Here is a 25,268-nt window from a genome sequence, read left to right as displayed (position 1 = left end):
ACACTTTTCGTCAATGTTTGTAGCATTTTTATGGAATTTTAATGAATATTCAAAGCATTACAGAACGCTAAGTATATTGAGGTGGAAAGAACCGATCTGACCTTGCGTAAGCAGAATCTGTAAAGAAGAACCCCGCCTTTGCGCGGGGTTTTTTCTTTTGCCTCAGTACCTTATGTGGCAGTAAGGCAGCCGGCCAGCATGGCAGCCCGACCGCGTGTCAGTTGGAGCGACCGTGCCGAAGCACCCTGCCGGCGTGCACCTCCATGGTCTCTCCGTCCCGGCAGGCGAGCTTCCCGTTGATGAACACTGCCTTGATGCCAGTGCTCACCGCGGTCGGATTTTCGAAAGTGGCCGCATCGCCCACGGATTGCTCATCGAAAACAGCGATATCGGCGTAGTGGTTCTCGGCGAGGATCCCCCTTTCCGTGATACCGAAACGGCTGGCACTCAACCCGGTCATCTTGTGAACAGCTGTCTCAAGGGAAAACAGGCGACGCTCGCGAACATAGTGGCCGAGGACCCGTGGGAAAGTGCCCCACAGGCGCGGATGCGGACTCACATCGTGTGCCAGGCCGTCGGAGCCCACCATCGTTGCCGGATACTGAAGAATGCGACCGACATCGTCTTCGCTCATGGCGAAGTAGATCGCGCCGGCCGGCTGCAAGGTCTCCGCCAGCATCTCAGGAGGCAACCCGCGTTCCCTTGCCAGGGCAAACAACGAGCGACCGGCGGCGCTGGGATCGGCCTGCGACCAGGTCACCCGTACATCATCGGACTGTGCGATTCGGCCCGGTAACAGCATCGTCGAGGAAGCGTTGTAGGGATAGCAGTCGAGACAGACAGACTGACTCCTCGATGCGGCGTCTATCATGGACAGGGTTTCCACGGAGCGTCCATGATTCGCCTTGCCGACCAGCTTGTGGTGTGACAGCACGGCTTCGATACCGAGTGCGCGTCCAATCAGCAACGCCTCGCTCAATGCGTCGGCAATGGCATCGCCCTCATCCCGGATGTGCATGGTGATGATTCCCCGGGCGGCCGTAAGCGGCGCACCAACCGCGATGACTTCGTCGGTATTCGCGGCCGTGGCGGGCGGGTAGTAGAGCCCCGTGGACATGCCGATGGCTCCCGCGTCCAATGCCATCGCGAGGTCGCTCGCCATGAGTCGCTGCTCCCTCATCGTCGCGACACGATCCAGTCGCTCCATACGGTTGACACGCAAGGTGGAATGCCCGACCAGGCAGGCGGCGTTGACCGCCGGCCCGGACTCCTCAAGGTCGTTCAGATAGTCGCCAAATCTCCCGTAACGCCAGGGGCCCGCACCCAGCAGATCGAGCGGTGCTGGCGGGGTTCCCAGCGAATGGAGCGGCGCCAGACTGATACCGCAATTTCCAGTGATGACAGTCGTCACCCCTTGCGACAGCTTCGGATGCGCACCCTCGGGGGCCTCCAGCAAGAGCCGGTCATCATGCGTATGGACATCGATGAAACCGGGCGCAACGATACAGCCGGTTGCATCGAAGCGCCTGGTAGCCGGGACACGCGACAAGTCTCCTAGCCGAACGATGCGGTCCGCGGCAATGCCAACGTCCAGGCGTTGGCGGGGAGCCCCGGTGCCATCGATGACGGTGCCGCGTTCGAGAATCAGATCCAGCGTCGTATTCATGCGCTCGCCCCTGTCATTCATTGCTGTGCGAAGAACTCGGAGATCTGCCCCAGGTCTTTGGTCCGCGTCAGCGCGAGCATCAACAGGATCCGGGCCTTCTGGGCCGTGAGGCTGCCGGTGGCCATGCTTCCCGACACCTTCGGCGTGACGATGCCGCTCACCACGCGTGAGCTTCGAACGACCGGAACCCCCTTGCTGCCGAACTCGCGGATCAGCGCCTCATGGTCCGGACTGGCATTGCCGTTGCCCGTGAATCCGATGACCACGCCCTGGGCGCCCTCCCTTACGGCATCGCGCACGAGCTGCATTTCCTGCCCCTGATAGCGATACACCAGCTCGACATGCGGCAGCTTCGTGACCGCCGACACATCGAAGTACAGTTCACCCCTGGCCCGCGCGGGCTCGAAGTAGAAGAGCACGCGCTCTCCGGCGATGGCACCGAGGTAGCCCTGTTCCAGTGCACCCATGGTGTCGACGTTGAGGGTGTTCATCTTGGTCACGTACCGGGCCGCGCTGATACGGTCGTTCATCACCACCATCACGCCCCGGTCGCGCGAGCCGGGATCTGCAGCCACCATGACGGCATCGAGGAGATTGACGGGCCCGTCGGCGCTGAGCGATGTCGCCGGACGCATCGATCCGGTGATGACGATCGGCTTGCTCGAGCGGGTGGCCAGGCTCAGGAAATAAGCCGTTTCCTCCATCGTGTCAGTGCCATGCGTGATGACGACACCGGCGACATCCGGCTCCGCCAGCACTGCGTTGACCCGCTTGGCGAGATTGAGGATGTTCTCGCTGGTAATGACGTTGCTGCCGACGTTGACGATCTGCTCGGCGCGAACATTCGCGTAGTTGTGAATCTGGGGAACCGCCTTCAACAGCGAATCGACGCCGGCCAACTGGCCAGTGTAGTTGGCCATGTCGGTTGGCGAGGGGGTGGCGCTGACAATCGTGCCGCCGGTGGCAAGGATGACGACACCAGGCTTGCGGGCGTTGCCGGGCTGTTCCGGCTGGCCTTTGACCTGTTGAGCTGCGGCAGGGAGTACGAACAGATTCGCCAACGCAAACCACGTCAGGAACGCGCGAATGGAAGTCTTCATGATGTCGGGGGGATGGATGAAATTCGAGTCGTCAGTCAACTTGTGCGCCGGAGCGCTTCACGACACCGGCCCAGAGCGGTGTCTCGCGCGCCACGCGCTCGGTGAGCCGCGCAGGAGGACCCGTTAGCGTCTCGAAACCGATGGTGGCATACCGTTCGCGGACAGCGGGCCTGGCCAGAATGGCGTTGATGACGCTGTTCAGCTGCGCGATGATGTCCGGCGATGTTCGCGCCGGCGCAACGATTCCGCCCCACGCCACGATGTCGTAGCCTTGGACACCTGATTCGGCGAGCGTGGGAATGTCGGGGAACAGCGCGCTGCGCTGCGCACCCGTCACGGCCAGCGCCTTGAGTCGTCCCGCCTTGATATGCGGCGAAATCGAGCTCAGGTTGTCAAACATCAAATCCACCTGGCCACCCAGCAGATCCTGGATGGCTTGTGGACTGCCGCGATACGGGACATGGGTGATCGACGTCCCCGTCATGCTCTTGAACAGTTCCCCGCTCAGATGTCCCGTCGTGCCATTGCCAGCCGACCCCATGGTCAGCGCGCCAGGCTTGGCCTTGGCCCGGGCGATCAGTGCCTGGACACTGTCGACACCGAGGTCCTTGCGTACCACCAATGCGTTCTGCACATAGCCGAGCAAGGCCACCGGTGCGAGCTGCTTGTCGGGATCGTAGGGAAGTTTCCTGAACAGCGCCTTGTTGATGGCAAGGGTGCCAACGTTGCCGTAGCCGAGCGTGTAGCCGTCGGGCGCTGCATGGACCAAGTCGACCATGCCCGCGTTGCCCGCGCCGCCGGGCTTGTTATCCACGATAAAGGACTGACCCAGTGAGAGTGAAAGTTCCTCGGTAAGTATCCGGCATATGGCATCGGGCGAGCCCCCAGCGGCGGATGGCACAACGAGTCTGACTGGTCGGCCGGGCCAGCCGGCGGCGCGGGCCAGGCCTGGAAGGACCAGGGATGTGGCGGCAATTCCCAGCGTCATCATCTCGCGCCGGGTGAAGCGTCTTGTGGTCATTGGCTCCTCTCTTCTCCTTGGATAACCGTGGGTGTGTCGATCAGATCCTAGAATTGCAGTCGGTGTTGGACAAACCATGTTTACTGGGGATAGCATGAGATTTCCTCATGGATGCGCTGCTGACATCGCGATCCCGGTTGCCACCTGACAAGCCAGCATCATTCCAATGAACTTCCACGTGCGTGCCCCATCGACGATGTCCTTGCTATGCCTGGAAGCGAGCGCGCGCCTGCTTTCCTTTACGGCGGCAGCCAAGGAGCTCCGGCTCACACAGGGGGCGGTGAGCCGGCAAATTCAGACACTGGAAGATCGACTCGGCGTCAGGCTGTTCACTCGCCGACGCGACGCATTGGTATTGACCGACGCCGGCCGCTACTACCTGGGCGAGATCGCCCCGCTGCTGCAAAGGCTCGAGCGAGCCACGGCCAATGTGATGGCCCTCAAGGGACGAGGGGGGACCCTGTCGCTGTCGGTCGGCGCATCGGTCGGCACATACTGGCTGATTCCGCGCCTGCCCGGCTTCACGAGAGACCATGGTGAAATCACGCTGAATCTCGGCACGCGTGTAGGCCCGGTGGATTTCCGCACCACGGCCGTGGATGCGTCGCTGGAATTCGGTGATGGCCAGCGCGAGGGGCTGCACAATGAATTCGTGCTGCCATTGATTCTCTCGCCCTACGCGGCGCCTGAATGGATTGGCAAGCACGGAAAGACGATCGACGCGCGTACGCCTCGATCATCGCTGATTCACCACCAGACCTTGCCTGATGCGTGGGATGAGTGGTTCACGCTCGAAGGCATCGAGGGCGAAGCCGGTCGGGAAGGCCCCCGATACGAGATCATGTCGATGGCGCTGAACGCTTCGGTCGCCGGCATGGGCGTTGCATTGCTGCCGCCCTACATGGCGGACGACATGGTTGCACTGGGGCGATTGAAACGCCTTTCTCGTCGAAGGTGGCGCTACGCAAAGGGTTACTACCTGGTATATCCAGACGAGTCCGCACAGTTGCAATCGCTGCAGGTCTTCAGGCAGTGGCTGAAGGACCAGGCAACGGAGAGTACATAGTCGCACCGCATGAAGAACCCCGCCTTTGCGCGGGGTTTTTTCATTTGAAGCGGACGGTGACGGTCTAGGCCGGCGCGCCGAATCGCCATGACAGCCGCTGCGCGGCCTGGCGGACCACCGTGGCGGTATCGCTGCCGGTGTCGCTGTCGAAGCTGCCGCTGCTGCCCATCACCGCAATCACGACGGCGAGTGCGCCCGTGTGGTCGAACACCGGTGCGGCCAGCGTATCGATGCCGGGCACGGGCCGGCTCACGGCGTTGTCGATGCCGGCCTCGCGCACGTCTCGCAACCGCTCCGCATAGTGCGTCTGCAGCGTGCCGTCCGCAGACAGCACCGTGTCAGGCGCCACGCCCGCCATGCGGATGGCATCCTGCGCCAGCGCGCCGGCCAGCACGTCGGCCGACAGATGCGCCGCCACGGTTCGGCCGATTGCCGTGTTCACCATCGACAGCACGGTGCCCACACGCAGGCTGACGTGCTGCGGACGCGCCGATTCCTCCAGGCGGATCACGGTGGGCCCGAGCGGGCCATGCACCGCCATCGCCACGGACAACCCGGTGGCATGCGCCAATGCGATGACCTCGGGTTCTGCCTCGCGGGTGGGGGAGAGCCGCTGCAGCGCGATGAGTCCCAGTTCCAGGCCCAGTGGCCCCGCCAGGAAGTCCCCCGACGCATCGCGCGACAGCAATCCGATCTTCTGCAGGCTCACCAGGTGCGGGAACGCCTTGGCCGGCACCATGCCCGCAGCGCGCGCCAGTTCTCCCAAGGGTAACGGGCGGCCCGCCGCGACCAGCGCGGCCAGCAACTGCCCCGTGTTGTCGAGCGACTGGATGCCGCGCTGGGGTTTGCCGCTGTCGGCCAGCGTGTTGTCCGCGATGTCGCTCATGTCAGTGATGTCGGTGATGGCCGTCATGCGTGGGTGTCCGCGTGCGCAAAGACATCGGCGATGTCGTCCAGCGCGGCGCGCAGGGCTCGGGCGACCGGTCCCGCCCAGTCCACATCGATCGCACCCGTCGATCCGATCGCCGTCAGGATCAGCCGCAACGCGCCCGCATCGTCGAGTAACGGCATTGCCAGGCTGCTGACCGCAGGGCTCGGCGAATCGATGCTGCGTTCCATGCCACGCTCGCGGATGGTGGCAAGGGCCTCCTGGAACGCCGGCAGGCCGGGGACATTCGTCGTGGCCTGCTGGCGCGTCCAGGTCGACTGCCAGTGCGCCGCCGGCTGGAAGGCGCAGTAGGTCCGCCCGGTAGCCGTCGCTGCCAGCGCCATCACCGTGCCCACGTGCAGGTTCACGTGCAAGGGGCTGCCGGCGTGCGCGAAATGGACGATGGTCGGTCCCTGCGGCGTGGGCAGACTGATCGCCACGCTGTGCCCGATATCGGCCGCCAGTGCCTGCGTGCGCGGAACGGCGGCGCGATAGGCCGGATCATGATCGAGGTGCAGCATGCCGAGCCGCAGCGCGAGCGGGCCAGGCTCGTAGTGGCCATCGATATGGTCGCGCTTGATCAGGCCAAGCCGGGTCAGGCTCACCAGGTAGGTATGGGCCTGGGCCGGGGCGATCTGCGCGGCGGCGGCCAGGTCCGCCAGCGCCATCGGACGGCGTGCGTCGGCCAGCGCACGCAGCACGCGGCCGCCTACCTCCACGCTCTGGATGCCGCGCTGTGTCTTGTCGCCGGTCTCGGAAGACCCCGTGCCCGCGTTTCTTGCCATGCGTGTGTGCCTTGCCCGACCAGGCGTTGAAAGCCCAGATATTAAAGGAAGCGACCCCGCGTGCCCCCGGCCCTCCCGACTTGCGGCGCTGGGGTTTTCCCGGGGTCTGCCACGGTGGAAAGCGCCTTCGCAGAATATTAGTCATTGGCAACTGTATTTGTCATTGACTAATAACGACTGACTTCCTAAGATTCCCTTACCCCGACATCCGGTGCAGTCCAGAAAACGAACGGGGCGAGACAACGCCACAAAAGCCAGCTGCTGTCCGTGACCACTGAGTCTCGACCGCAAACCATGCAGGCCGTGCCCGCCGTCCCGCCTCGACCCCATCCAACGATTCGAACATCTCATACGAGGCAGACATGGCAAAAGCCTTCGCGTCCCAGGCCGATCTGGAAGCCAAGCAGATCACGTTCACCCAGCTTTCCGAAAACGCCTACGCCTATACGGCCGAGGGCGATCCCAATTCCGGCGTGATCATCGGCGACGACGGCGTGATGATCGTCGACACCACCGCCACGCCCGCCATGGCGCAGGACCTGATCGCCAGGATCCGCGCGGTGACCGACAAGCCCATCAAGTATGTCGTGCTGTCTCACTACCACGCGGTGCGCGTGCTGGGCGCGTCGGCCTATTTTGCCGAGGGTGCGCAGCAGGTCATCGCCAGCCGTGGCACCTACGAGATGATCGTGGAGCGTGGCGAGGCCGACATGAAGTCCGAGATCGAACGCTTTCCGCGCCTGTTCGCCGGCGTGGAGACCGTGCCGGGGCTGACGTGGCCGACGCTGGTGTTCGACAAGGAGATCACGCTGTTCATGGGCAAGCTGGAGGTCCGCATCGCGCATCTGGGCGCCGGCCACACCAAGGGCGACACCGTGGTCTGGCTGCCGCAACAGAAGGTGTTGTTCTCCGGCGATCTGGTCGAGTACGACGCTGCCTGCTATTGCGGCGACGCGCAGCTCGAACAATGGCCGGCCACGCTCGACGCGCTGGCGGCGCTGCAGCCCGAAAAGCTGGTCCCCGGCCGTGGTCCGGCGCTGACCACACCCGAGGACGTATCGCGGGGCCTGGCCTACACCAAGGATTTCGTCTCCACGCTGTTCCAGGCCGGCAAGGATGCCGTGGCCGACCGGATGGACCTGAAGGCCGCGATGGCGCACGCGCGCAAGTCGATGGATCCGAAGTTTGGCCAGGTGTTCATCTACGAACACTGCTTGCCGTTCGATGTCTCGCGCGCCTTCGACGAGGCCGCCGGCATCACGCATCCGCGCATCTGGACAGCCCAGCGCGACCAGGAGATGTGGGCGGCGCTGCAGGACTGACGCCGACCCGACACCCAGCACAAAACTTGCCGCCAAGGCAGTGGACGGAGACAACCGCATCATGAGCAGTACCGCAGTCGACATCGATTATCAGCGCCAGACGTATGACTACGTGCCGTGCGCCGAACAGCGCCCCGGGCAGGCAGCCGGGGTCGCGCATCCCGTGATCGTCGTGGGTGCCGGCCCGGTCGGGCTGGCCACGGCCATCGACCTGGCCCGGCATGGCGTGCCGGTGGTGCTCGTCGATGACGACTGCACGCTGTCCACCGGATCGCGCGCCATTTGCTTCGCCAAGCGCACGCTCGACATCTTCGACCGCCTGGGCTGTGGCGACCGCATGGTGGACAAGGGCGTGCGCTGGCACCTCGGCAAGGTCTTCCTGCGCGACCGGCAGGTCTACGCGTTCGACCTGCTGCCGGAAGATGGCCACCATCGCCCGGCGTTCATCAACCTGCAGCAGTACTACGTGGAGGGCTACCTGCTGGATCGGGCCCGCACGCTGCCGAATATCGAGATCCGCTGGAAGAGCCGGGTGGCCGGCATCGAGATGCGGGATGACCACGTGGCGCTGACCGTGGAAACGCCCGATGGCAGCTACACGCTGTGCGGCCGATATGTGGTGGCCGCCGATGGCTCGCGGAGTCCGCTGCGCAAGATGATGGGGCTGGAAACCCACGGTCATACATTCCGCGACCGCTTCCTGATCGCCGACGTGAAGATGGAAGCGCCGTTCCCGGCCGAGCGCTGGTTCTGGTTCGATCCGCCGTTTCATCCGAACCAGTCGGTGCTGCTGCATCGCCAGCCGGACAATGTGTGGCGCATCGACTTCCAGCTGGGCTGGGACGCCGACCCGGTGCTGGAAAAAACGCCCGAGCGCGTGATTCCCCGCGTGCAGGCGCTGCTGGGCCCCGATGCGAAATTCGAACTGGAATGGGTCAGCGTCTACACGTTCGCGTGCACGCGCATGGACAGCTTCCGTCATGGCCGCGTGCTGTTCGCCGGCGACGCCGCGCACGGGGTCTCGCCCTTCGGCGCACGCGGTGCCAACAGCGGCGTGCAGGATGCCGAGAACCTGGCGTGGAAGCTGGCCTACGTGCTGCAAGGCAAGGCGCCGGACAGCCTGCTCGACACCTATGCCAGCGAGCGCGAATACGCCGCCGACGAGAACATCCGCAACTCCACGCGATCGACCGACTTCATCACACCCAAGAGCGCGGTCAGCAAGATCTTCCGCGACGCCGTGCTGACGCTGGCACGCGATCACGCGTTCGCGCGCCAGCTGGTCAACAGCGGCCGGCTATCGGTGCCGGCGGTACTGCACGGATCGACGCTGAACACGGCGGACACCGACGGGTTTGCCGGCGCGATGGTGCCCGGTGCCGCATGCGCCGATGCTCCGGTCGCCGGGCCGCAGGGCCAGCAATGGCTGTTGCCTCAACTTGGCGATGCGTTTGTGGCGCTGATCTTTGGCGCCCCTGCGGGGCTCGACATGGCGTGCCGTGAAGCGCTGATGCGGCTGCAACAGGACGCCGTGCCGCTGCGGCTGGTGTTCGTCACCGATGCCGACATGGCCGCGTCGGCCGAAGCGTGGCCCGGTGCGATGGTGGTTCGCGATGCCGAGGGACTGGCGGCAAAGCGCTATGACGCACGCCCCGGCACCTGCTATCTGGTGCGTCCCGACCAACACGTATGCGCCCGCTGGCGTGCCGTGGATGCCGGGCGCATTGCCGAAGCGCTCGCGCAGGCCACCGGCCGTGCGTCGGCGCAACCGTCCATCGCACAGGCGCCCGCGACGCGAGCGCCCGTGCTCGCCTGATCCATCGGGTACCACGCAAGAGAAGGAGACAAGCCGATGGCCCTCATCACCACCCCCAACCTGGCTCGCCCCGACGATTTCTACGAGGCGCTGATCGATATGCACCGTGATCTCGACGATGCCGAAAGCCAGGCCGTCAATGCACGCCTGATCCTGCTGCTGGCCAATCACATCGGCGACCACGAGACGCTGGTGCAGGCGATGGCACTGGCGCGGGACGCCGCAACGGTGCCCGCTGCAGCGCCGTTGCCAACGCCGGCCTAGCCACTGGCCAATCCGGTCGCGTGATGGCGTCGTGATCGCTGCATGATGGAAGACGCGATCCGCTGACGAGATCCGCCGCTCCCGGACTTCCGCCGGCGAGTGCCGCCGGCACATTCCGCTTCATCCGCTTTATCCGATTCATTCCCTGACAGGGACGCGACAGACGTCCCGGGGCCGCGTTTTGCCCGCGTGCCCCGCATTACCGGAGACAACGCATGAATACCCCGAGCCTGGGCGCCGCCGCGCCCGTGGGCAATGCCCCCTTCTTGCCCGAAACCCGCGCACTGGCCTCGCACGAGGAGGACGCGCTGTACCGCAAGGTCTGGCTGCGCATCATCCCGTTCCTGTTCATCTGCTACGTGGTGTCGTTCCTGGACCGCATCAACATCGGCTTTGCCCAGCTGCAGATGAAGCAGGACCTCGGCTTCAGCGACGCGATGTACGGCCTCGGCGCCGCCGTGTTCTACGTTGGCTACGTGCTGTGCGAGGTGCCGAGCAACATGCTGCTGGCGCGCTTTGGTGCTCGCCGTACATTCACACGGATCATGCTGCTGTGGGGTGCGGCATCGGTCGGGATGATGATGGTGTCGCAGCCCTCGCACTTCTACGCGCTGCGCTTTCTGCTCGGGGTGTTCGAGGCGGGCTTCTTTCCGGGCATCGTCCTGTACCTGACCTACTGGTTCCCGGCACGGCGCCGTGCTTCGGTGATGGCCATCTTCTTTGCTGGTGTGGCGGTGGCTGGTGTGCTGGGCGGACTGGTGTCGGGCTGGATCATGCGCGACATGGCCGGCGTCATGGGCCTGCATGGCTGGCAATGGATGTTCGCGATCGAAGGCGCGCCAGCGGTGCTGCTGGCCCTGGTCGCCGCGACTTGCCTGGTCGACGGGCCCCGCCAGGCGCGCTGGCTGTCGAAGGACGAACAGGACTTCCTCGTGGCGCAGCACGCGGCCGAAGCGAAGGGCAGTGGCGCCCACGCGCATTCCGTCGCCGCGCTGGTGCAGGCGCTGCGCAATCCGCGCGTCTATCTGTTCGCCTTCATCTACTTTGCGCTGACCTGCGGATCGCTGACACTGTCGTTCTGGATGCCGTTGATGATCCGCGACTTCGGCATCCGCGACGTCATGGCGATCAGCCTCTACTCGGTGATCCCCAACGCCATCGGCGCCGTGGGCCTGATCTGGATTGCACGCCGGTCCGACCGGCGCGGCGAACGGCACGGCCATTTCCTGTTCTGCACGGCTGGCGGCGCGCTGGCACTGGCGGCGCTGACACTGCATGTGCCGAGCCTGGGCATCTCGCTGGCGATCCTCTCGGTGGCGGCCGTGCTGATCTTTGCCGCGCTGCCGATCTTCTGGGCGCTGCCGCCGAGCCATCTGCCCGCGCAGACGGCCGCCACCGGCATCGCGTTCATCTCGAGCATCGGTATCACCAGCGGCATCGTCAGCCCGTGGGTGATCGGCCAGATCAAGACGCACACGGGCAGCATGGACAACGCGCTCTATCTGCTGGCGGGCCTGCTGCTGGCCAGCGGCGTGGCGATGTGGAAGGGCGTGCCGCGTCAAACTACGTCCGGATAAGCCCCCCGCACGGCCGGGACGGCGCTACCATGGCGGCATCCTTCTACCGAGGAAAGGAGTCCGTCATGTCGAGCCGTCGCCTTGCCGCAGTGAAATGCCGTGCCGCCGTACTCCTTGCGCTGGGCGCCAGCGCGCCCGGCTTCGCCCAGACGCCGCCGTCTGGTGAAGCAGCGATCGACAGCGCGATCAGCGATGCGGTCAAGGAAGGCAGTTCGCCGTATCGCCCGACGCCGCGCCCGTCGGGACCGCCCCAGGATCCCCAGCTGGAAGAGTGCAAGCAACTGCTCGCGCAGATCAACGAAACCCCCAAGCGCAGTTACCGGCCGTCAGACGCCCCGGTGGAAAACAGCCAGGGCAACGACGTGCTGGCGGTGGAGCGAGATCGCACGCGCCGCCAGTTGCAGCGCACGTTCAACGAGAAGTGCGGGCGCTAGCCACCCTCCGCACGTTCCCCGCCAGTCATTCGTCCGGGCACTCCTGACAGGAGCGCTCGGATCCCCTCCCGCGGTACAAACGCTTCTTGCACCGCAACATCCACGTCGTGACCGCAGGCGCCCCAATACCGGGCGCTGCCGCCCCATTTCCGTGAGAAATACATTTGTTTCATGGTAATCCATGATGGAACAGTTGTTGCTCAATGCCTAGCATTGCAACACCTCACGCATTCGAGGTCGCCTTGTCGTCTCGCGTGCTCGCCAACCAGGAGTGTTTTCCATGAAGCAGCCGTCCCTCTTTGCCCGTTCCGCCCTGACATTCGCTGCGGCCGCCGTCGCCGTGCTGGCCGCTGCCCCGGCGCAGGCGGTCGATGTGGCCGCCAGCCCCACGCTCAGCAAGATCAAGTCGTCCGGAACGATATCGATCGGCCACCGGACCTCGTCGATCCCGTTCTCCTACTACGACGCCAACCAGAAAGTGATCGGCTTTTCGCAGGACATTTGCGATCGGGTGATTGACGCGGTAAAGAAGGAAACCGGCGCGGCCGGCTTGCAGGTGCGGATGGTGCCGGTCACGTCGCAGAACCGCATCTCGCTGGTGCAGAACGGCACGGTGGATCTGGAATGCGGGGTGACGACCAACCTGAAGTCGCGACAGCAGCAAGTGGCGTTCTCGACCACGTTCTTCGTGGCCGGTACGCGCCTGCTGGTGAAGAAGGGTAGCCCGGTCCACGATTTTGGCGACCTCTCGGGCAAGACCGTGGTCACCAATGCCGGCACCACGTCGGAACGTATCCTGCGCAAGCTCAATGACGAGAAGCAGGCCAACATCACGATCCAGAGCGCCAAGGATTACGGCGAATCGTTCCTGATCCTGCAGTCGGGCCGCGTGGCGGCATTCATGATGGATGACGTGCTGCTGTCGGGCGCACGCACGCTGGCGCCGAATCCCAACGACTGGGCCGTGGTCGGCACGCCGCAATCGTTCGAGGCCTACGCCTTCATGATGCGCAAGGACGATCCGGGCTTCAAGCAGGTGGTGGACGGCGCGATCAACGGGCTGATCAAGAGCGGCGAGATCAATACGCTCTACGCCAAGTGGTTCGCCAGGCCGGTGCCGCCGAAGAACATCAGCTTCGACCTGCCGCAGAGCGATCCGCTGAAGAAGGCCTACGCCAGTCCGAACGACGAAGCGTTCGAGTAAGAGGCACTCTCAAATGATTCTGGCGTCGTTGCCGGGGTTGCCACACTCGCTTGCCGTACTGGTTGTACTCCCTGCGGCCGCGCGTCTAGCCAGGACCGCTTCGCTTCGTTTTGAAACAGCCTCCGAGAGAACCTTCAGCCACGTCGCGCGGGCACGTAGGCGCCCGTGCGGTGGAGCTGGCCTTCTGTCTGCTCCAGCGCGCGGACGCGCCCTTGCCCTTCTTCGCCAGCAACTGTTCCACGAGTGCCTCGACCATCGCAATGCCGGCAGTGATCGACGGGAAGAACGACGGGCTGTCGATGGCAAACAGCAGCGTGCAGTCGGCTTTCAGTGCGATCGGGGCAACGGTGCTGTCCGTCAGGGCGATCACCTTGCAGCCGGCCTCGCGCGCGGCGGTGGCCACGCGCAGGCTTTCCTGCGAGTAAGGCGCAAAGCCGGCCACCAGGACGGCGTCCTTGGCCGTCAGCGCGCGCAACTCCATCTCCAGCGTGCCGGCATCGCCGCGAATCAGGTGCACCGAGCTGCGGAACAGCCGGTAGATGTAGTGGAACGTGAACGCGATGGGAAAGCAGGAGCGGAAGCCGGCCACATGGACCGTCGGCGCCGCGGCCAGCAGGTCGGCGGCACGCGGCAGCGTATCGGCATTGCTGGCCAGCAGCGCGTCCAGGTTGTGATGCTGGACCTCCATCATCTCCGCCAGCATGCGGCTGGAGCCGCTCTCCTTGACCACTTTCCTTGCCCGGCGCGCGTAGGGCTGGCTGCCGCCATCGCGCAAGGCCTCCACGAACAGCTCGCGCAACCCTTGCCATCCGTCGAACCCCAGCGACTGCGACAGCCGCACCAGCGTGGCCGGCTGCACGCCGGCATTGGCGGCAACCTTGCGCATGGAATGAATGGCGATGTCCTGCGGGTGGTCCAGCAGGTATCGCGCACCGCTCTGGAACTGCGTGCTCAATGACGGGAAATCGGCCCGCAGCTGGGCGAGCAGGGTGTCGAGGGACTGCGGCGGGGTCTGGTTGTCGGTAGGCATCTGGCGGATGAAAATCGCGTAATGCAACGATTGTTGCACAGGTCGTCGTCGGCGCCGCCTCGTTGCTTGGTATCAGGTGTTTCTTTTCGATCTATTTATGAAACACTTGTTGCGCGACGGGCCGTCTTCTTCCTATACTCACACCTGTTTCGCGCCTCGCACAGGACAGGTTTCCCCCACCATGACGCACGTATTCCATCGCAACCCCAAGCAAACCATGCCGGTCGCCGTGGCTGGCCAGGGCATTGAACTGGTCGACAGCACCGGTCGCCACTATCTGGACGCCTCGGGCGGGGCAGCCGTGTCCTGCCTCGGTCACGGCCACCCGCGCGTCATCGCGGCGATCAAGGCGCAGCTGGACACCATCGCGTACGCGCATACCTCGTTCTTCACCACGGAAGTCTCGGAAACGCTGGCCCGGACGCTGGCCGAAGCGGCACCTGGCGACCTGGACCACGTCTACTTTGTCTCGGGCGGCTCCGAGGCCGTGGAGGCGGCGCTGAAGCTGGCCCGCCAGTACTTTGTCGAAACCAGCCAGCCGCAACGCCGGCATTTCATCGCGCGCCGCCAGAGCTATCACGGCAACACCCTCGGCGCGTTGGCGATCGGTGGCAACGCGTGGCGCCGGGAGCCGTTCCTGCCGCTGCTGGTGCCCGCGCATCACGTATCGCCCTGCTATGCCTACCGTGACCAGGTTGGCGGCGAAACCGATACGCAGTACGCGCAGCGCCTGGCCGATGAGCTGGAGGCCAAGATCCTCGAACTGGGGCCGGAAACGGTGGCAGGCTTCGTGGCGGAAACCGTGGTCGGTGCCACGGCCGGCGCGGTGCCGCCGGTGGCGGACTACCTGAAGCGCATCCGCGCGGTGTGCGACAAGTACGGCGTGCTGCTGATCCTGGACGAAGTGATGTCCGGCATGGGCCGCACGGGCTACCTGTTCGCTTGCGAGGAAGACGGCGTGGTGCCGGATATCGTCACGATCGCCAAGGGTCTAGGCGCCGGCTACCAGCCGATCGGCGCGATGCTGTCCACCGCGCGCATCTATGACGCGATCGTCGGCGGCAGCGGCTTCTTCCAGCACGGCCACACCTACATCGGCCACGCCACGGCGTGCGCGGCCGCGCTGGCTGTGCAGCAGACGATTGCCGAGGAAAAGCTGCTCGACAACGTGCTGGCGCGCGGCGAGCAACTCCGCGCGCGTCTGCGCGAGGCGCTGGGTGATCATCCCAATCTTGGCGATGTGCGCGGGCGCGGCCTGTTCGTCGGCGTGGAGTTCGTCGCCGACCGCGCCACCAAGGCCACGCTCGACCCGGCCAGGAAGACGCATGCGGCGCTCAAGCGCGCGTGCATGGAACACGGCTTGCTGGTCTATCCGATGGGCGGCACGGTCGATGGCATCCATGGCGATCACGTGCTGTTTGCCCCGCCGTTCATCTGCACGGCGGCCCATATCGACAACATCGTCGATCGTTTTGCGCAGGCCGTGAAGACGGTCCTGCCAGCATAAGGAGGCATGGCGATGAGCGACGATATCCTGCGCCGCCCGTTTGCGCTGGCCGTGGCCCCGAACGGCGCGCGCAAGACCCACGCCGACCACCCGCGGCTGCCGATGACGCCCGACGAGCTCGCGCAGTGCGCGCGGGAATGCGTGGACGCCGGTGCCGCGATGATCCACCTGCATGTGCGGCGCGCGGACGGCACGCATAGCCTGGAAGTCGGCGACTACGAGCCGGCCATGACTGCCGTGCGCAAGGCCGTGGGCGACGCCCTGGTGCTGCAACTGACAACGGAAGCCGTCGGCATCTACCAGCCCGCGCAGCAGATCGCGACGGTTCGCGCGCTGCGTCCGGAAGCCGCCTCTGTGGCGGTGCGCGAACTGGCGCCGGACGACGCCGCGCTGCCCGCCGCCGCCGACTTCTTCCAGTGGATGCATCGGGAGCGCGTGGTGGCGCAGTACATCCTTTATGACGCCAACGATGTCCACCGTTACGCTGCGCTGCGCGCGAGCGGGGCGATTCCGGCCGGGCGCCACTGGGTGTTGTTCGTGCTCGGGCGCTATTCGGCGGGCCAGAAGTCGTCGCCGTCGGACCTGCTGCCGTTCCTGGCGGCATGGCAGGAGACCGGGCTCGACAAGTCGGGCACGGAGTGGGCCGTCTGCGCCTTTGGCCGACAGGAGGCGGACTGCGCTGCCGCGGCGGTGATGATGGGCGGCCACGCACGGATCGGCTTCGAGAACAATATGTTCCTTCCGGACGGCACCACGGCACCGGACAACGCGGCGCTGCTCCATGCGGTGCGCGCGCCGCTCGACGGACTCGGGTATGCATCGATGACAGCCGACGACTTGCGCGGACGCTTCGCCGACTGAGGGGCTGCAGGCATCTTCGGCGGCCCCTTTTAAGTGCGTGGCGCCGGCGGAGGGGTACGCAACCTTCCGCTCTTTCCGGTACGCTAGGCGCTTCATCGCATCCACCCTCAGGAGCCCCGATGTCCGCCAGCCCGTCCCGCCTTCCTTCCTCCACCGAAGCCGCGCCGCTGGCGCGCGATGTCGTGCGCGGCCTGCGGGCCTCCCGCATCCGCGAGGTCGCCAACGCCGGCATCGGGTTGCCGGACGTGTTGCCCTTCTGGTTCGGCGAATCGGATCAGGTCACGCCATCCTTCATTCGCGATGCGGCCGGCCGCGCGCTGGCCGGCGGCGCCACGTTCTACACCCATAACCTCGGCATCCCCCCGCTGCGTGCTGCGCTGGCGGACTACGCCAGCCGCCTGCATGGCCCCACGGCGGTCGGCAACGTCGCCGTCACCAGTGCCGGCGTCAACGCGCTGATGCTGGCGGCGCAGCTGGTCACCGGCCCCGGCGACCGCGTCGTCGCGGTCACGCCGCTGTGGCCGAACCTCGTCGAAATTCCGCGCATTCTCGGCGCCACGGTGGAGACCGTGAGCCTCGACTACGGTCCGCACGGCTGGACGCTCGATGTCGACAAGCTGCTGGCCGCGCTCACCCCGGGCACGCGGGCGGTCATGATCAATTCGCCGAATAACCCGACCGGTTGGGTGATGCCGCGCGCCGCCCAGCAGGTGGTGCTCGATCACTGCCGCCGGCATGGCATCTGGATCATCGCCGACGAGGTGTATGAGCGGCTGTACTACGGCCACGAAGGCACCGGCGTGACCGCGCCGTCATTCCTCGACATCGCCGGCCGCGAGGAACGTGTGATCGCGGTGAATTCGTTTTCCAAGGCATGGCTGATGACGGGCTGGCGGCTCGGGTGGATGGTGCTGCCGTCCGCGCTGATGGACGACCTGAGCAAGCTCGTCGAGTACAACACGTCGTGCGCGCCGTCGTTCGTGCAGGAGGCCGGCGTCGTGGCCGTGCAGGAGGGCGAATCGTTCACGCAGGACCTGGTGAAGCGGCTGCGCGGCGCGCGGGACCATCTTGTCGCCGCGCTGGAGGCGATGCCCGGCGTCGATGCGCACACGCCCGAAGGTGCGATGTATGTGTTCTTCCGTCTCGATGGCGCCAAGGACAGTCTCGCGCTGTGCAAGCAACTCGTGCGCGAGGCGCATCTCGGCCTGGCCCCCGGCAGCGCGTTCGGCGACGAGGGCGAGGGCTTCGTCCGCTGGTGCTATGCGTGCGACGTGGCGCGGCTGGACGAGGGGGTGAAGCGATTGAGGGATTTCCTCGGACGCTGACCGGTCCTAAGAGGTCGCTTCATTTTGAAACGACCTCTATTTTGCAGGTGGCGCGGTCATGCCCACCGTGGCGGGCTCCTGCCACCATCCGCCGCCGAGCGCCAGCATCAGCGCGGCGGAGTCCGCCAGCCGGTTTGCCTTCGCCTGCGCCAGATCCAGCGCGGCCTGTCGCGCCTGCCGCTCCGCATCGAGCAGCGTTAACTGGCTCACGCCACCCAGCCGATACTGCTCCGAGACGATCGACAGCGTGTCGCGGGTCTGCCGCGCGTTATCCGCGCGCGCTTGCAGCGTGCCGGCGTCGGCCTCCAGCGTCCGCAGCGCATCGGCCACGTTCTGCAATCCCTGTAGCACGGCCTGCTGGTACGCGCCCAGCGACTGCTCGTAGGCCGCTTCCTTCGCACGCTTCTGGGCGCGCAGCTCGCCACCGTGAAAGATCGGCTGCACCACGCCCGCGGCCAGGCTCCACACATTCATGCTGCTGAACAGGTCGCGTGCCCGCATCTGCTGTGTTCCGCCGCTGGCGGTCAGCGTGATTTGCGGATAGAGGTTGGCCGTCGCCACGCCGATGTCGGCGGAGGCCTGGTGCAACAGCGCTTCCGCCGCGCGGATATCCGGCCGGCGCCGAGCCAGTTCCGACGGCAGGCTCACCGGCAGCGTGTCCGGCAACTGCATATCCTCGAGCCGGAATTCCGGCAGTTGCGCGCTGGCTGGCGTCTGCCCGGTGTACACCGCCAGCTGATGACGCGCCGCATCGATCTGCTGCGACAGCCCCGGGATCAGCGCCTGCGTCTGCGCCAGTTCGGCCTGCTGGCGCTGTACGTCGACGCGTGCCACGCCGCCCTGTTGCAGGCGTTGCCGAATGATGCCGAGCTGGCGTTGCTGGGCCTCGGCGATGGCCACTGTATCGGCCAGCTGCGCACGCAGCCCCGCTTCACGGATGGCCGTCGTGGCGACGTTCGCGGCTAGCGACAGCCTGGCGGCCTCCAGCTCGTAACGCTGGTAATCGACCGCCGCGCGCAGGCCTTCCAGCTCGCGACGCTGGCCACCAAACAGGTCGAGCGCATAGGACACCTGCACGGTGGCGTTGTAGAGCGTGAACGGGCCGGGGCTCGGGAATTGCGTGACGCCGATGGACGTCAGGTCCACCTGCTGCCGCGTGGCGCTGAGCTTGGCGTCCACGCTGGGGAACTGCGTGGCACCGGTGCGCGCGGCCAGGTTCTCCTGCGCCTCGCGCAGACGGGCGCTGGCTTGCCGCAGTGTCGGACTTGATGCCAGCGCCGCGCGGATCGTCTCGTCCAGGGCCGGGTTGCGATACAGCGCCCACCATTGCGCCGGGACGTCGCCGTCGACGAACGACTGGGACTCGCCGAAGCGGGCGTCCCGGCTGTCCGGCATGGTGGCCGCTACCGTCTGCGTGGGCTGCGGGCCGGTCGTGTAGCGCGTATCGGGTACCGCATCGGGGGTCTTGAAATCGGGCCCGACGGCGCAGCCGGATACCAGCGCAACGAGCGCAACGAGCGTGAAGCGCGCCGTGGCCGTGCGGGCCGGCGGGGTTGGGATCGCACGCATGGCGGTCTCCTTCAGTCCAGCGTGCGCTTGTAGAAGCGCACGGCGATGGTCATGACGATCACGGTGAACAGCGCCACCGGCCACACGTTGGGCCACAGCTCGGTCCAGCCGCTGCCCTTGAGCAGGATGCTGCGGATCATCCGGTTGAAGTAGGTCATCGGCAGCACGTTGCCGATCCATTGCGCCCACGTGGGCATGCCGGCGAACGGAAACATGAATCCGGACAGCAGGATGTTGGGCAGGAAATAGAAGAACGTGAGCTGCACGGCCTGCAACTGGTTCTTGGCCAGCGACGACAGCGTGATGCCCACCGTCAGGTTGGCGGCGATAAACAGCAACGCGGCCAGGTACACGGCCACCACGGAGCCGAGGAACGGCACCTCGAACACATAACGGGACGCCAGCAGGATGATGGTCGACTGGATCAGCCCGATGAAGATGTACGGGACGATCTTGCCGGAGATCACCTCGACCGGCTGCACCGGCGTGGCCAGCAGGTTTTCCATGGTGCCGCGCTCGCGCTCGCGGGTCATGGCGAGGCCGGTCATCATCACCATCGTCATGGTCAGGATCACGCCCATCAGGCCCGGCACGATGTTGTACTGCGTGATGCCCTCGGGGTTGTACAGGTGCTGCACGTTGACGTCGAACGCGGACTTGCCGCCAGCCAGCGGCGCCAGCGCGCCCTTGAGGTCGATGCGCGCGACGCTGGCCGGCAACTGGGTCAGCGCGGCGATGGCGGGACCCGTGGCGGACGGGTCGGTTGCATCGGCTTCCACGAGAATCGATGGTCGCTCGCCACGCAGCAGGCGCCGCGAGAAATCCGTGGGGATGCTGACGACGAACTGCACATCGCCGCGCATCAGCGCGTCGCGGCCCGTAGCCTCATCGGGCATCGTGCGGACGACCTTGAAGTACGTGGTGTTCTCCAGTGCGGTGATGAACGTACGGGAGAAGTCGCTGTGCTCGGCGACGATCACGGCAGTGGGCATGTGGCGCGGATCGCTGTTGATCGCAAAGCCGAACAGCAGCAGCTGCATGATCGGCAGACCGACGATCATCCCGAAGGTGACGCGGTCGCGCCGCAGCTGCAGGAATTCCTTCAGCACGATGCTCCACCAGCGCTGCACCGAGAACACGGTGCGGGTCCGCGCCGGACGGGCCGGTGCCGGGCCGGTCGGGGGAGGGGGGATGGCGGATGCCGTCATGGCGCCTCCTTGCGATCGGGCGCGGGGGGCGTGGTCTTCTTGCGCGCCGCCGGCGGTGCAGCCATGTTGTCCTGCGCGCCGCCCATCATGTGGATGAACACGTCTTCCAGGCTGGTCTCGGTCTGCAGAATCCGTTGATGCGGCCGGGCATATTGCTTCAGGGTCTGCTCGAGCAGGTCCGCATCCTTGCCGGTGACATGCAGCGCGGTGCCGAACGCCACGGTCTGGTCGACGCCGGGCTTGCCTTGCAACTGCGCAGACAGCTCGGCCAGCTCATCCCCTTCCACGCTCCACGTCGCGAGGTTCTGGCTCGCCACGACTTCCGCCGACGTGCCCTGGGCAAGCAGCTTGCCGTAGGCGATATACGCCAGCTTGTGGCAGCGCTCCGCTTCATCCATGTAGTGCGTGCTGACCAGCACGGAGATGCCGCGTGCGGCCAGCTGGTGCAACTGTTCCCAGAAGTCGCGGCGCGCCTTGGGGTCCACGCCCGCCGTGGGTTCGTCGAGCAGCAGCAGACGCGGGTCGTGCAGCAGGCAGGCCGCCAGCGCCAGCCGTTGCTTCCAGCCGCCCGAGAGCGATCCGGCCAGCTGCGCGGCACGCGATTGCAGGCCCAGGTCTTCCAGCGCGCGGTCGACCGCCTCGCGGCGGTTGGGCATGTCGTAGACGCGGGCGACGAAGTCGAGGTTCTCGCGGATCGACAGGTCTTCCCAGTACGAGAAGCGTTGCGTCATATAGCCGACGTTGCGCTTGATCTCGGCGGCCTGCTTCAGGATGTCGTAGCCCAGGCAGGTGCCGGAGCCGGAGTCCGGCGTCAGCAGGCCGCACATCATGCGGATCGACGTGGTCTTGCCGCTGCCATTAGGGCCGAGAAAGCCGAAGATCTCGCCACGGGCCACCTGCATGGTCAGGTTGTTGACCACGTGCTTGTCGCCAAAGCGCTTGTTCAGGTCATGCACGTCGATGGCGAGCTCGCCATTCCGGCCATTCCGGCCGTCGTGGTGATTCGTCTGCGGTGAGGACGCTGGCGTGTTCATGACTGCGTGACCTCCACGGGCTGACCCGGACGCAGCTTGGGCGCGTCATCGGTGGCGGGCCGGGCTTCGATCAGGAACACGAGCTTGCGGCGCGTCTCGTTGCTGTAGATGACGGGCGGCGTGAACTCGGCCTCGTTCGACACATAGGTGATTTTCGCCAGCACGGGCGCGGCGCAGCCATCGCAATGGATCCGCACGGACTGGCCGTTCTTCAGCGATCCGACCACCGCTTCGGGCACATAGAAGCGGACCTTCACATTGCCCGGCGGCAGCATCCGCACGACGGCGCTGCCCGCCGGCACCCACTCGCCCGGGCGGAATGGCACGTCGTAGACCAGACCTGCCGCAGTGGCATTGACGAACTTGCGCGACAGCTTCCATTCGGCCTGCGCGAGTGCGGCGCGGGCGGACGCCACCTGCGCGGTCTGCGCGGCGAGCTGGTCCTTGCGGCCCGGCAGGCGGGCCACGTCGATATCGCGTTGCATCTCGCGCACGCGCGCCGCGTCGGCATCGGCGGTGGCGCGGCTTTCGTCAAGCTGCGCCTTCGAAATGCCGCCGATCTCGAACTGTGCCTCGTCGCGCTTGCGCTGGGCCGCGCTGCGGACCGCCTGCGCCTGGGCCTGCGCCAGCTGGGCCTGGTTGACCGCCACCTCGACGGGCCGCTTGCCCGTCTGGATGTCGGCCAATTGCGCTTCGGCCACGCGGACCTGCTCGGCGGCCTGCTGGCGGGCGGCCCGCTCGTCGTCGGATTCGAGGATGAACAGCGGCGCGCCGTTGGCAACCTGCTGGCCGCGATCGACGGCGAGTTTCTCCAGGCGGCCCGCGAACGGCGAGGCCACGGCGACGAATTCGCCTTCGACATAGCCTTGCCAGCTGGCCGGCTTGTCGTTGCTGCAGGCGGCCAGCGTTGCGCAGGCGGCGAGCATGGCCAGCACGGACCAGGGCCGGGCGGCGGCGGGGAGGAGGGGTGACGTAAACATACGGGCTCCGGGGCGGCTTTATTGCGAGTCGAGTGGGGAGGCGGGAGTCGATGCAGGAGGCGCGGCGGGTGGGGCGCCGGTCAGCCCGTGGGCGAGCAACGCGGTGACGTGGCGCACGAGCGTTTCCGTATCGATGGCAGCGGCGCCGGGTAGCTGTCGCCAGATATGGGTGGTCGCCAGCGGCAGCAGGGTCAGGCCGATCAGGGACACAATGATGAGCGCTGGCTCCAGGCCGGGATTGAGCTTGCCGTGGGCCTGGGCCGCCGCGAACGGGCCGAGGATGAGCGTGGCGCGCTGCAGGGCCACGCGTTGCAGCATGCGTTCGCGTAACTGGCCATCGGTGCCGACGATTTCCCGGATCCACAGGCCGGGAAACCACGGGGTGGCGGATGCCACGCGGATCAGCCGGGCGGCCAATCCCTGAATCAGCGTCATGATATCGGGTGCCGCGCTCGCGGCGGTGCTGAACACCTGCTCGATCAGGGGCTGCAGGCGTTCGTCGAATACCGCGTCGAGCAGTTGATCGCGGTCGCGAAAGTAGTAATGGACCAGCGCGGGGGTGACGCCGGCTTCCGTGGCAATGGCCTTGACGGGTGTCGCAGCCACGCCGTGCTGCGCAAACAATGTCACGGCGGCTTCAATCAGGCGGTCGCGCTGGCCGGCATCGGTCGCGCGGGAGGTGGGCCGGCCGGGGCGGCGCTGAGGTGGCGTGGCGTCGGAGGGCTGGTCGGGAGGCGCGGGGGGCGGAGCGGACTTGGCGGACATGGATGTTTTCCTTCACTGTCCTAGAATATTAATTTTTGAGTTAATTAATTCAAGGCTCGTTACAATGTCGGATCGCCAGCACTGCTGCGCCGCAACAATGCACGGTAGACATGTCATGGCGCCGCGGCTATCCTCGCGCCAGTCCAACGGATGTCCGCATGTGGCGCATCCGCTTTTCCCTTATTCCCATGTCGCGTTTTCGTCCCCTGGCCGCCCTGATGCGGCTGCGCCCCGGTTTTGCCCTCTGTCTCGCCAGCGCGCTGCTGACGGGCGGACTGATGCCGCCGGTGTTTGCGCAGGAGACGCCGGCGGCCGGCAACCAGGCCGGAGCCACAACCGACATCGGCGCCGGCACCAAGGCCGACACGACAGCCGATAGCGACGTGGAAAGCCCGTTCGCGATCCACGGGCAGGCGACCTACATCTGGCAGCGCAAGCCGTCGTTCGGCGCCGCCTATTCGGGCGAGAACAGCCTGACTGCGGCGCGTGCCAAGAGCTATTCCTTCACGGCCACGCTCGATCTCGGCCTGCGGCTCTGGCAGGGCGCGGAGTTTCACTTCAACCCCGAGGTGGCGCAGGGGGTGCCGTTCTCGAACCTGCATGGCCTGGGCGGGCTCTCCAACGGCGAGCTGGCCAAGACGGCCAGCACCAGCCCCAAGTTCTATCGCGCGCGGGCGTTTGTCCGGCAGACGTGGGGCCTGGGGGGTGGCGAGGAAAAGCTCGAGTCGGACTTCAACCAGTTCGCGCGGACGGTCGACAAGCAGCGCGTGGTGCTGACCGCCGGCAATTTCGGCGTGCTCGACGTGTTCGACCAGAACCCCTATGGATCGGACCCCCGTACGCAGTTCATGAACTGGTCGTTCCTCACGCACGGCTCGTTTGACTACGCGGCGGATTCGCGCGGCTACAACTGGGGCGCTGCGATCGAGTACATCGGCGATGGCTGGTCGGCGCGCTACGGCCATTTCCTGCAGCCGCTTGAGTCGAACGGCCGCGAGCTCGACACGCGCATGTTCGAACACTACGGCGACATCATCGAGCTGGAGAAGCGCTATGCGCTGGCCGGGCGGCCGGGGCAGGCGCGGCTGCTGCTGTGGCGGAATAAGGCGAAGATGGGATCGTTCAACGATGCCATTGCCTTCGGGCAGGCCAACGGCGTGACGCCGGATGTGGGGGATGTGCGCCGCGAACACACCAAGCTTGGTGTGGGCGTCGCCGTGCTGCAGGAAGTCTCCGATTCATTTGGGGTATTCTTCCGCGCGAATATGTCCGACGACAAGACGGAGACGTACGCCTTCACGGAAATCGGCCGGCAGGTGTCCGGCGGCGGCACGCTGCGGGGAACGTCGTGGGGCCGCCCCAACGATGAAGTGGGTCTGGCCGTCGCGGTCAACATGCTGGGGTCATCGCACCGCAACTACCTGGCCGCAGGAGGCCTGGGCGCATTCCTTGGCGACGGCGCGCTGCGCTACGGGCCCGAACAGGTGTTCGAGATCTACTACAGCCTGGCGGTGTGGAAGACGCTGAGTCTGAGCCCGGACTTCCAGTACATCCGCAACCCCGGCTACAACCGCGACCGCGGACCGGCGAAGTTCATCGGTATTCGCGCGCACGCCGAGTTCTGACGCAAAAAAAGCCGGCCAAAATTGAACTGACCCCAAGAAGTTGGACAGTTTGAGTTAGGCGGCTGAGGGCTGAGTCCTGTATTGCACGGGACTCAGCCCGTTTAGTTTGAGCTTGATGCGGTCGTGATTGTAGTAGTGAATGTATTGGCGCAGTCCGGCCTGCAGTTGCTCTGCAGTTGCT

At 65.8% G+C, this 25,268-nt stretch carries 22 protein-coding genes and 1 pseudogene; 11 read left to right on the top strand and 12 right to left on the bottom strand.

All coding sequences use genetic code 11. The annotated features are described in order from the left end of the window. Window positions 1–217: 217 nt before the first annotated feature. The 3 genes from AC1DOX_RS00115 to AC1DOX_RS00105 form a co-directional block, all read right to left on the bottom strand. Window positions 218–1,666 carry an N-acyl-D-amino-acid deacylase family protein gene (locus tag AC1DOX_RS00115; protein WP_441623357.1) on the bottom strand — a complete coding sequence of 483 codons (1,449 nt, stop codon included), beginning with the start codon at window positions 1,664–1,666 and terminating at the stop codon, window positions 218–220. Between the two features lie 17 nt (window positions 1,667–1,683). Beyond that, window positions 1,684–2,727: an asparaginase gene (locus AC1DOX_RS00110; RefSeq protein ID WP_477101340.1), complete on the bottom strand. Its 1,044-nt coding sequence runs from the start codon at window positions 2,725–2,727 to the stop codon at window positions 1,684–1,686. Between the two features lie 70 nt (window positions 2,728–2,797). Continuing rightward, window positions 2,798–3,787: a Bug family tripartite tricarboxylate transporter substrate binding protein gene (locus AC1DOX_RS00105; RefSeq protein WP_441623361.1), complete on the bottom strand. Its 990-nt coding sequence runs from the start codon at window positions 3,785–3,787 to the stop codon at window positions 2,798–2,800. Between the two features lie 166 nt (window positions 3,788–3,953). Between AC1DOX_RS00105 and AC1DOX_RS00100 the strand changes: the two genes are divergently transcribed. Beyond that, entirely contained in the window at window positions 3,954–4,853 is a 900-nt protein-coding gene (locus tag AC1DOX_RS00100) for a LysR substrate-binding domain-containing protein (RefSeq protein WP_441623363.1), read from the top strand. Between the two features lie 64 nt (window positions 4,854–4,917). On the opposite strand, the gene AC1DOX_RS00095 is transcribed toward AC1DOX_RS00100, so the two are convergent. Together AC1DOX_RS00095 and AC1DOX_RS00090 are read right to left on the bottom strand one after the other, a co-directional pair. Next, window positions 4,918–5,766, bottom strand: coding sequence for an IclR family transcriptional regulator (locus AC1DOX_RS00095; protein WP_441623365.1), 849 nt, complete (start codon window positions 5,764–5,766; stop codon window positions 4,918–4,920). Then, window positions 5,763–6,566, bottom strand: coding sequence for an IclR family transcriptional regulator (locus AC1DOX_RS00090; protein ID WP_441623367.1), 804 nt, complete (start codon window positions 6,564–6,566; stop codon window positions 5,763–5,765). Before AC1DOX_RS00090 ends, AC1DOX_RS00095 begins: the two co-directional genes overlap by 4 nt. Before the next feature lie 362 nt (window positions 6,567–6,928). Here AC1DOX_RS00090 and AC1DOX_RS00085 point away from each other — a divergent pair, with 362 nt between their 5' ends. The 6 genes from AC1DOX_RS00085 to AC1DOX_RS00060 all read left to right on the top strand — a co-directional run bounded on the left by AC1DOX_RS00085 (window position 6,929) and on the right by AC1DOX_RS00060 (window position 13,183). After that, on the top strand, window positions 6,929–7,888 hold the full coding sequence (locus tag AC1DOX_RS00085; protein WP_092135841.1) for an MBL fold metallo-hydrolase: 960 nt from the start codon (window positions 6,929–6,931) through the stop codon (window positions 7,886–7,888). A 61-nt stretch (window positions 7,889–7,949) separates the two neighbouring features. Further along, on the top strand, window positions 7,950–9,704 hold the full coding sequence (locus AC1DOX_RS00080; protein ID WP_441623369.1) for an FAD-dependent oxidoreductase: 1,755 nt from the start codon (window positions 7,950–7,952) through the stop codon (window positions 9,702–9,704). Between the two features lie 36 nt (window positions 9,705–9,740). Beyond that, window positions 9,741–9,968, top strand: coding sequence for a DUF2783 domain-containing protein (locus AC1DOX_RS00075; RefSeq protein ID WP_441623371.1), 228 nt, complete (start codon window positions 9,741–9,743; stop codon window positions 9,966–9,968). Window positions 9,969–10,183: 215 nt separating this feature from the next. Continuing rightward, window positions 10,184–11,545 carry an MFS transporter gene (locus tag AC1DOX_RS00070; RefSeq protein WP_477113980.1) on the top strand — a complete coding sequence of 454 codons (1,362 nt, stop codon included), beginning with the start codon at window positions 10,184–10,186 and terminating at the stop codon, window positions 11,543–11,545. Between the two features lie 65 nt (window positions 11,546–11,610). Further along, on the top strand, window positions 11,611–11,979 hold the full coding sequence (locus AC1DOX_RS00065) for a hypothetical protein (RefSeq protein WP_092135847.1): 369 nt from the start codon (window positions 11,611–11,613) through the stop codon (window positions 11,977–11,979). Between the two features lie 280 nt (window positions 11,980–12,259). After that, window positions 12,260–13,183 (top strand): transporter substrate-binding domain-containing protein, encoded by a 924-nt coding sequence (locus tag AC1DOX_RS00060; protein WP_441623376.1) that lies wholly within the window; start codon window positions 12,260–12,262, stop codon window positions 13,181–13,183. Between the two features lie 134 nt (window positions 13,184–13,317). Here the strand turns inward: AC1DOX_RS00060 and AC1DOX_RS00055 are convergent. After that, window positions 13,318–14,213, bottom strand: a pseudogene (locus AC1DOX_RS00055) (MurR/RpiR family transcriptional regulator). Between the two features lie 181 nt (window positions 14,214–14,394). On the opposite strand from AC1DOX_RS00055, the gene AC1DOX_RS00050 reads away from it, so the two are divergent. From AC1DOX_RS00050 to AC1DOX_RS00040, 3 genes are all read left to right on the top strand, one after another. After that, window positions 14,395–15,720: an aspartate aminotransferase family protein gene (locus tag AC1DOX_RS00050; RefSeq protein ID WP_441623378.1), complete on the top strand. Its 1,326-nt coding sequence runs from the start codon at window positions 14,395–14,397 to the stop codon at window positions 15,718–15,720. 12 nt (window positions 15,721–15,732) lie between these two features. Beyond that, window positions 15,733–16,581, top strand: coding sequence for a beta-keto acid cleavage family enzyme (locus AC1DOX_RS00045; protein ID WP_441623380.1), 849 nt, complete (start codon window positions 15,733–15,735; stop codon window positions 16,579–16,581). 119 nt (window positions 16,582–16,700) lie between these two features. Next, window positions 16,701–17,906, top strand: coding sequence for a pyridoxal phosphate-dependent aminotransferase (locus AC1DOX_RS00040; protein WP_441623382.1), 1,206 nt, complete (start codon window positions 16,701–16,703; stop codon window positions 17,904–17,906). A gap of 36 nt (window positions 17,907–17,942) precedes the next feature. On the opposite strand, the gene AC1DOX_RS00035 is transcribed toward AC1DOX_RS00040, so the two are convergent. From AC1DOX_RS00035 to AC1DOX_RS00015, 5 genes are read right to left on the bottom strand one after another with little or no spacing between them, the layout of a single operon-like run. Next, entirely contained in the window at window positions 17,943–19,475 is a 1,533-nt protein-coding gene (locus AC1DOX_RS00035; RefSeq protein WP_441623384.1) for an efflux transporter outer membrane subunit, read from the bottom strand. Window positions 19,476–19,486: 11 nt separating this feature from the next. Beyond that, window positions 19,487–20,683, bottom strand: coding sequence for an ABC transporter permease (locus AC1DOX_RS00030; RefSeq protein WP_477101339.1), 1,197 nt, complete (start codon window positions 20,681–20,683; stop codon window positions 19,487–19,489). Next, window positions 20,680–21,717: an ABC transporter ATP-binding protein gene (locus tag AC1DOX_RS00025; protein WP_441623388.1), complete on the bottom strand. Its 1,038-nt coding sequence runs from the start codon at window positions 21,715–21,717 to the stop codon at window positions 20,680–20,682. The genes AC1DOX_RS00030 and AC1DOX_RS00025 overlap by 4 nt, the downstream gene beginning before the upstream one ends. Beyond that, complete coding sequence (locus tag AC1DOX_RS00020) at window positions 21,714–22,697, bottom strand: HlyD family secretion protein (protein WP_441623390.1); 984 nt, start codon at window positions 22,695–22,697, stop codon at window positions 21,714–21,716. The genes AC1DOX_RS00025 and AC1DOX_RS00020 overlap by 4 nt, the downstream gene beginning before the upstream one ends. An 18-nt stretch (window positions 22,698–22,715) precedes the next feature. Beyond that, window positions 22,716–23,462, bottom strand: coding sequence for a TetR/AcrR family transcriptional regulator (locus AC1DOX_RS00015; RefSeq protein ID WP_441623392.1), 747 nt, complete (start codon window positions 23,460–23,462; stop codon window positions 22,716–22,718). Window positions 23,463–23,620: 158 nt separating this feature from the next. Between AC1DOX_RS00015 and AC1DOX_RS00010 the strand changes: the two genes are divergently transcribed. Continuing rightward, window positions 23,621–25,087 (top strand): carbohydrate porin, encoded by a 1,467-nt coding sequence (locus AC1DOX_RS00010; protein WP_441623394.1) that lies wholly within the window; start codon window positions 23,621–23,623, stop codon window positions 25,085–25,087. 54 nt (window positions 25,088–25,141) lie between these two features. On the opposite strand, the gene AC1DOX_RS00005 is transcribed toward AC1DOX_RS00010, so the two are convergent. After that, the coding region (locus tag AC1DOX_RS00005; protein ID WP_477113992.1) for an IS3 family transposase at window positions 25,142–25,268 on the bottom strand (127 nt) is incomplete at its 5' end.

The organism is Cupriavidus sp. 01L415, from assembly GCF_056400065.1.
Note: the sequence above shows the minus strand (reverse complement) of the source record. Positions and strands in the feature narration are given on the sequence as shown.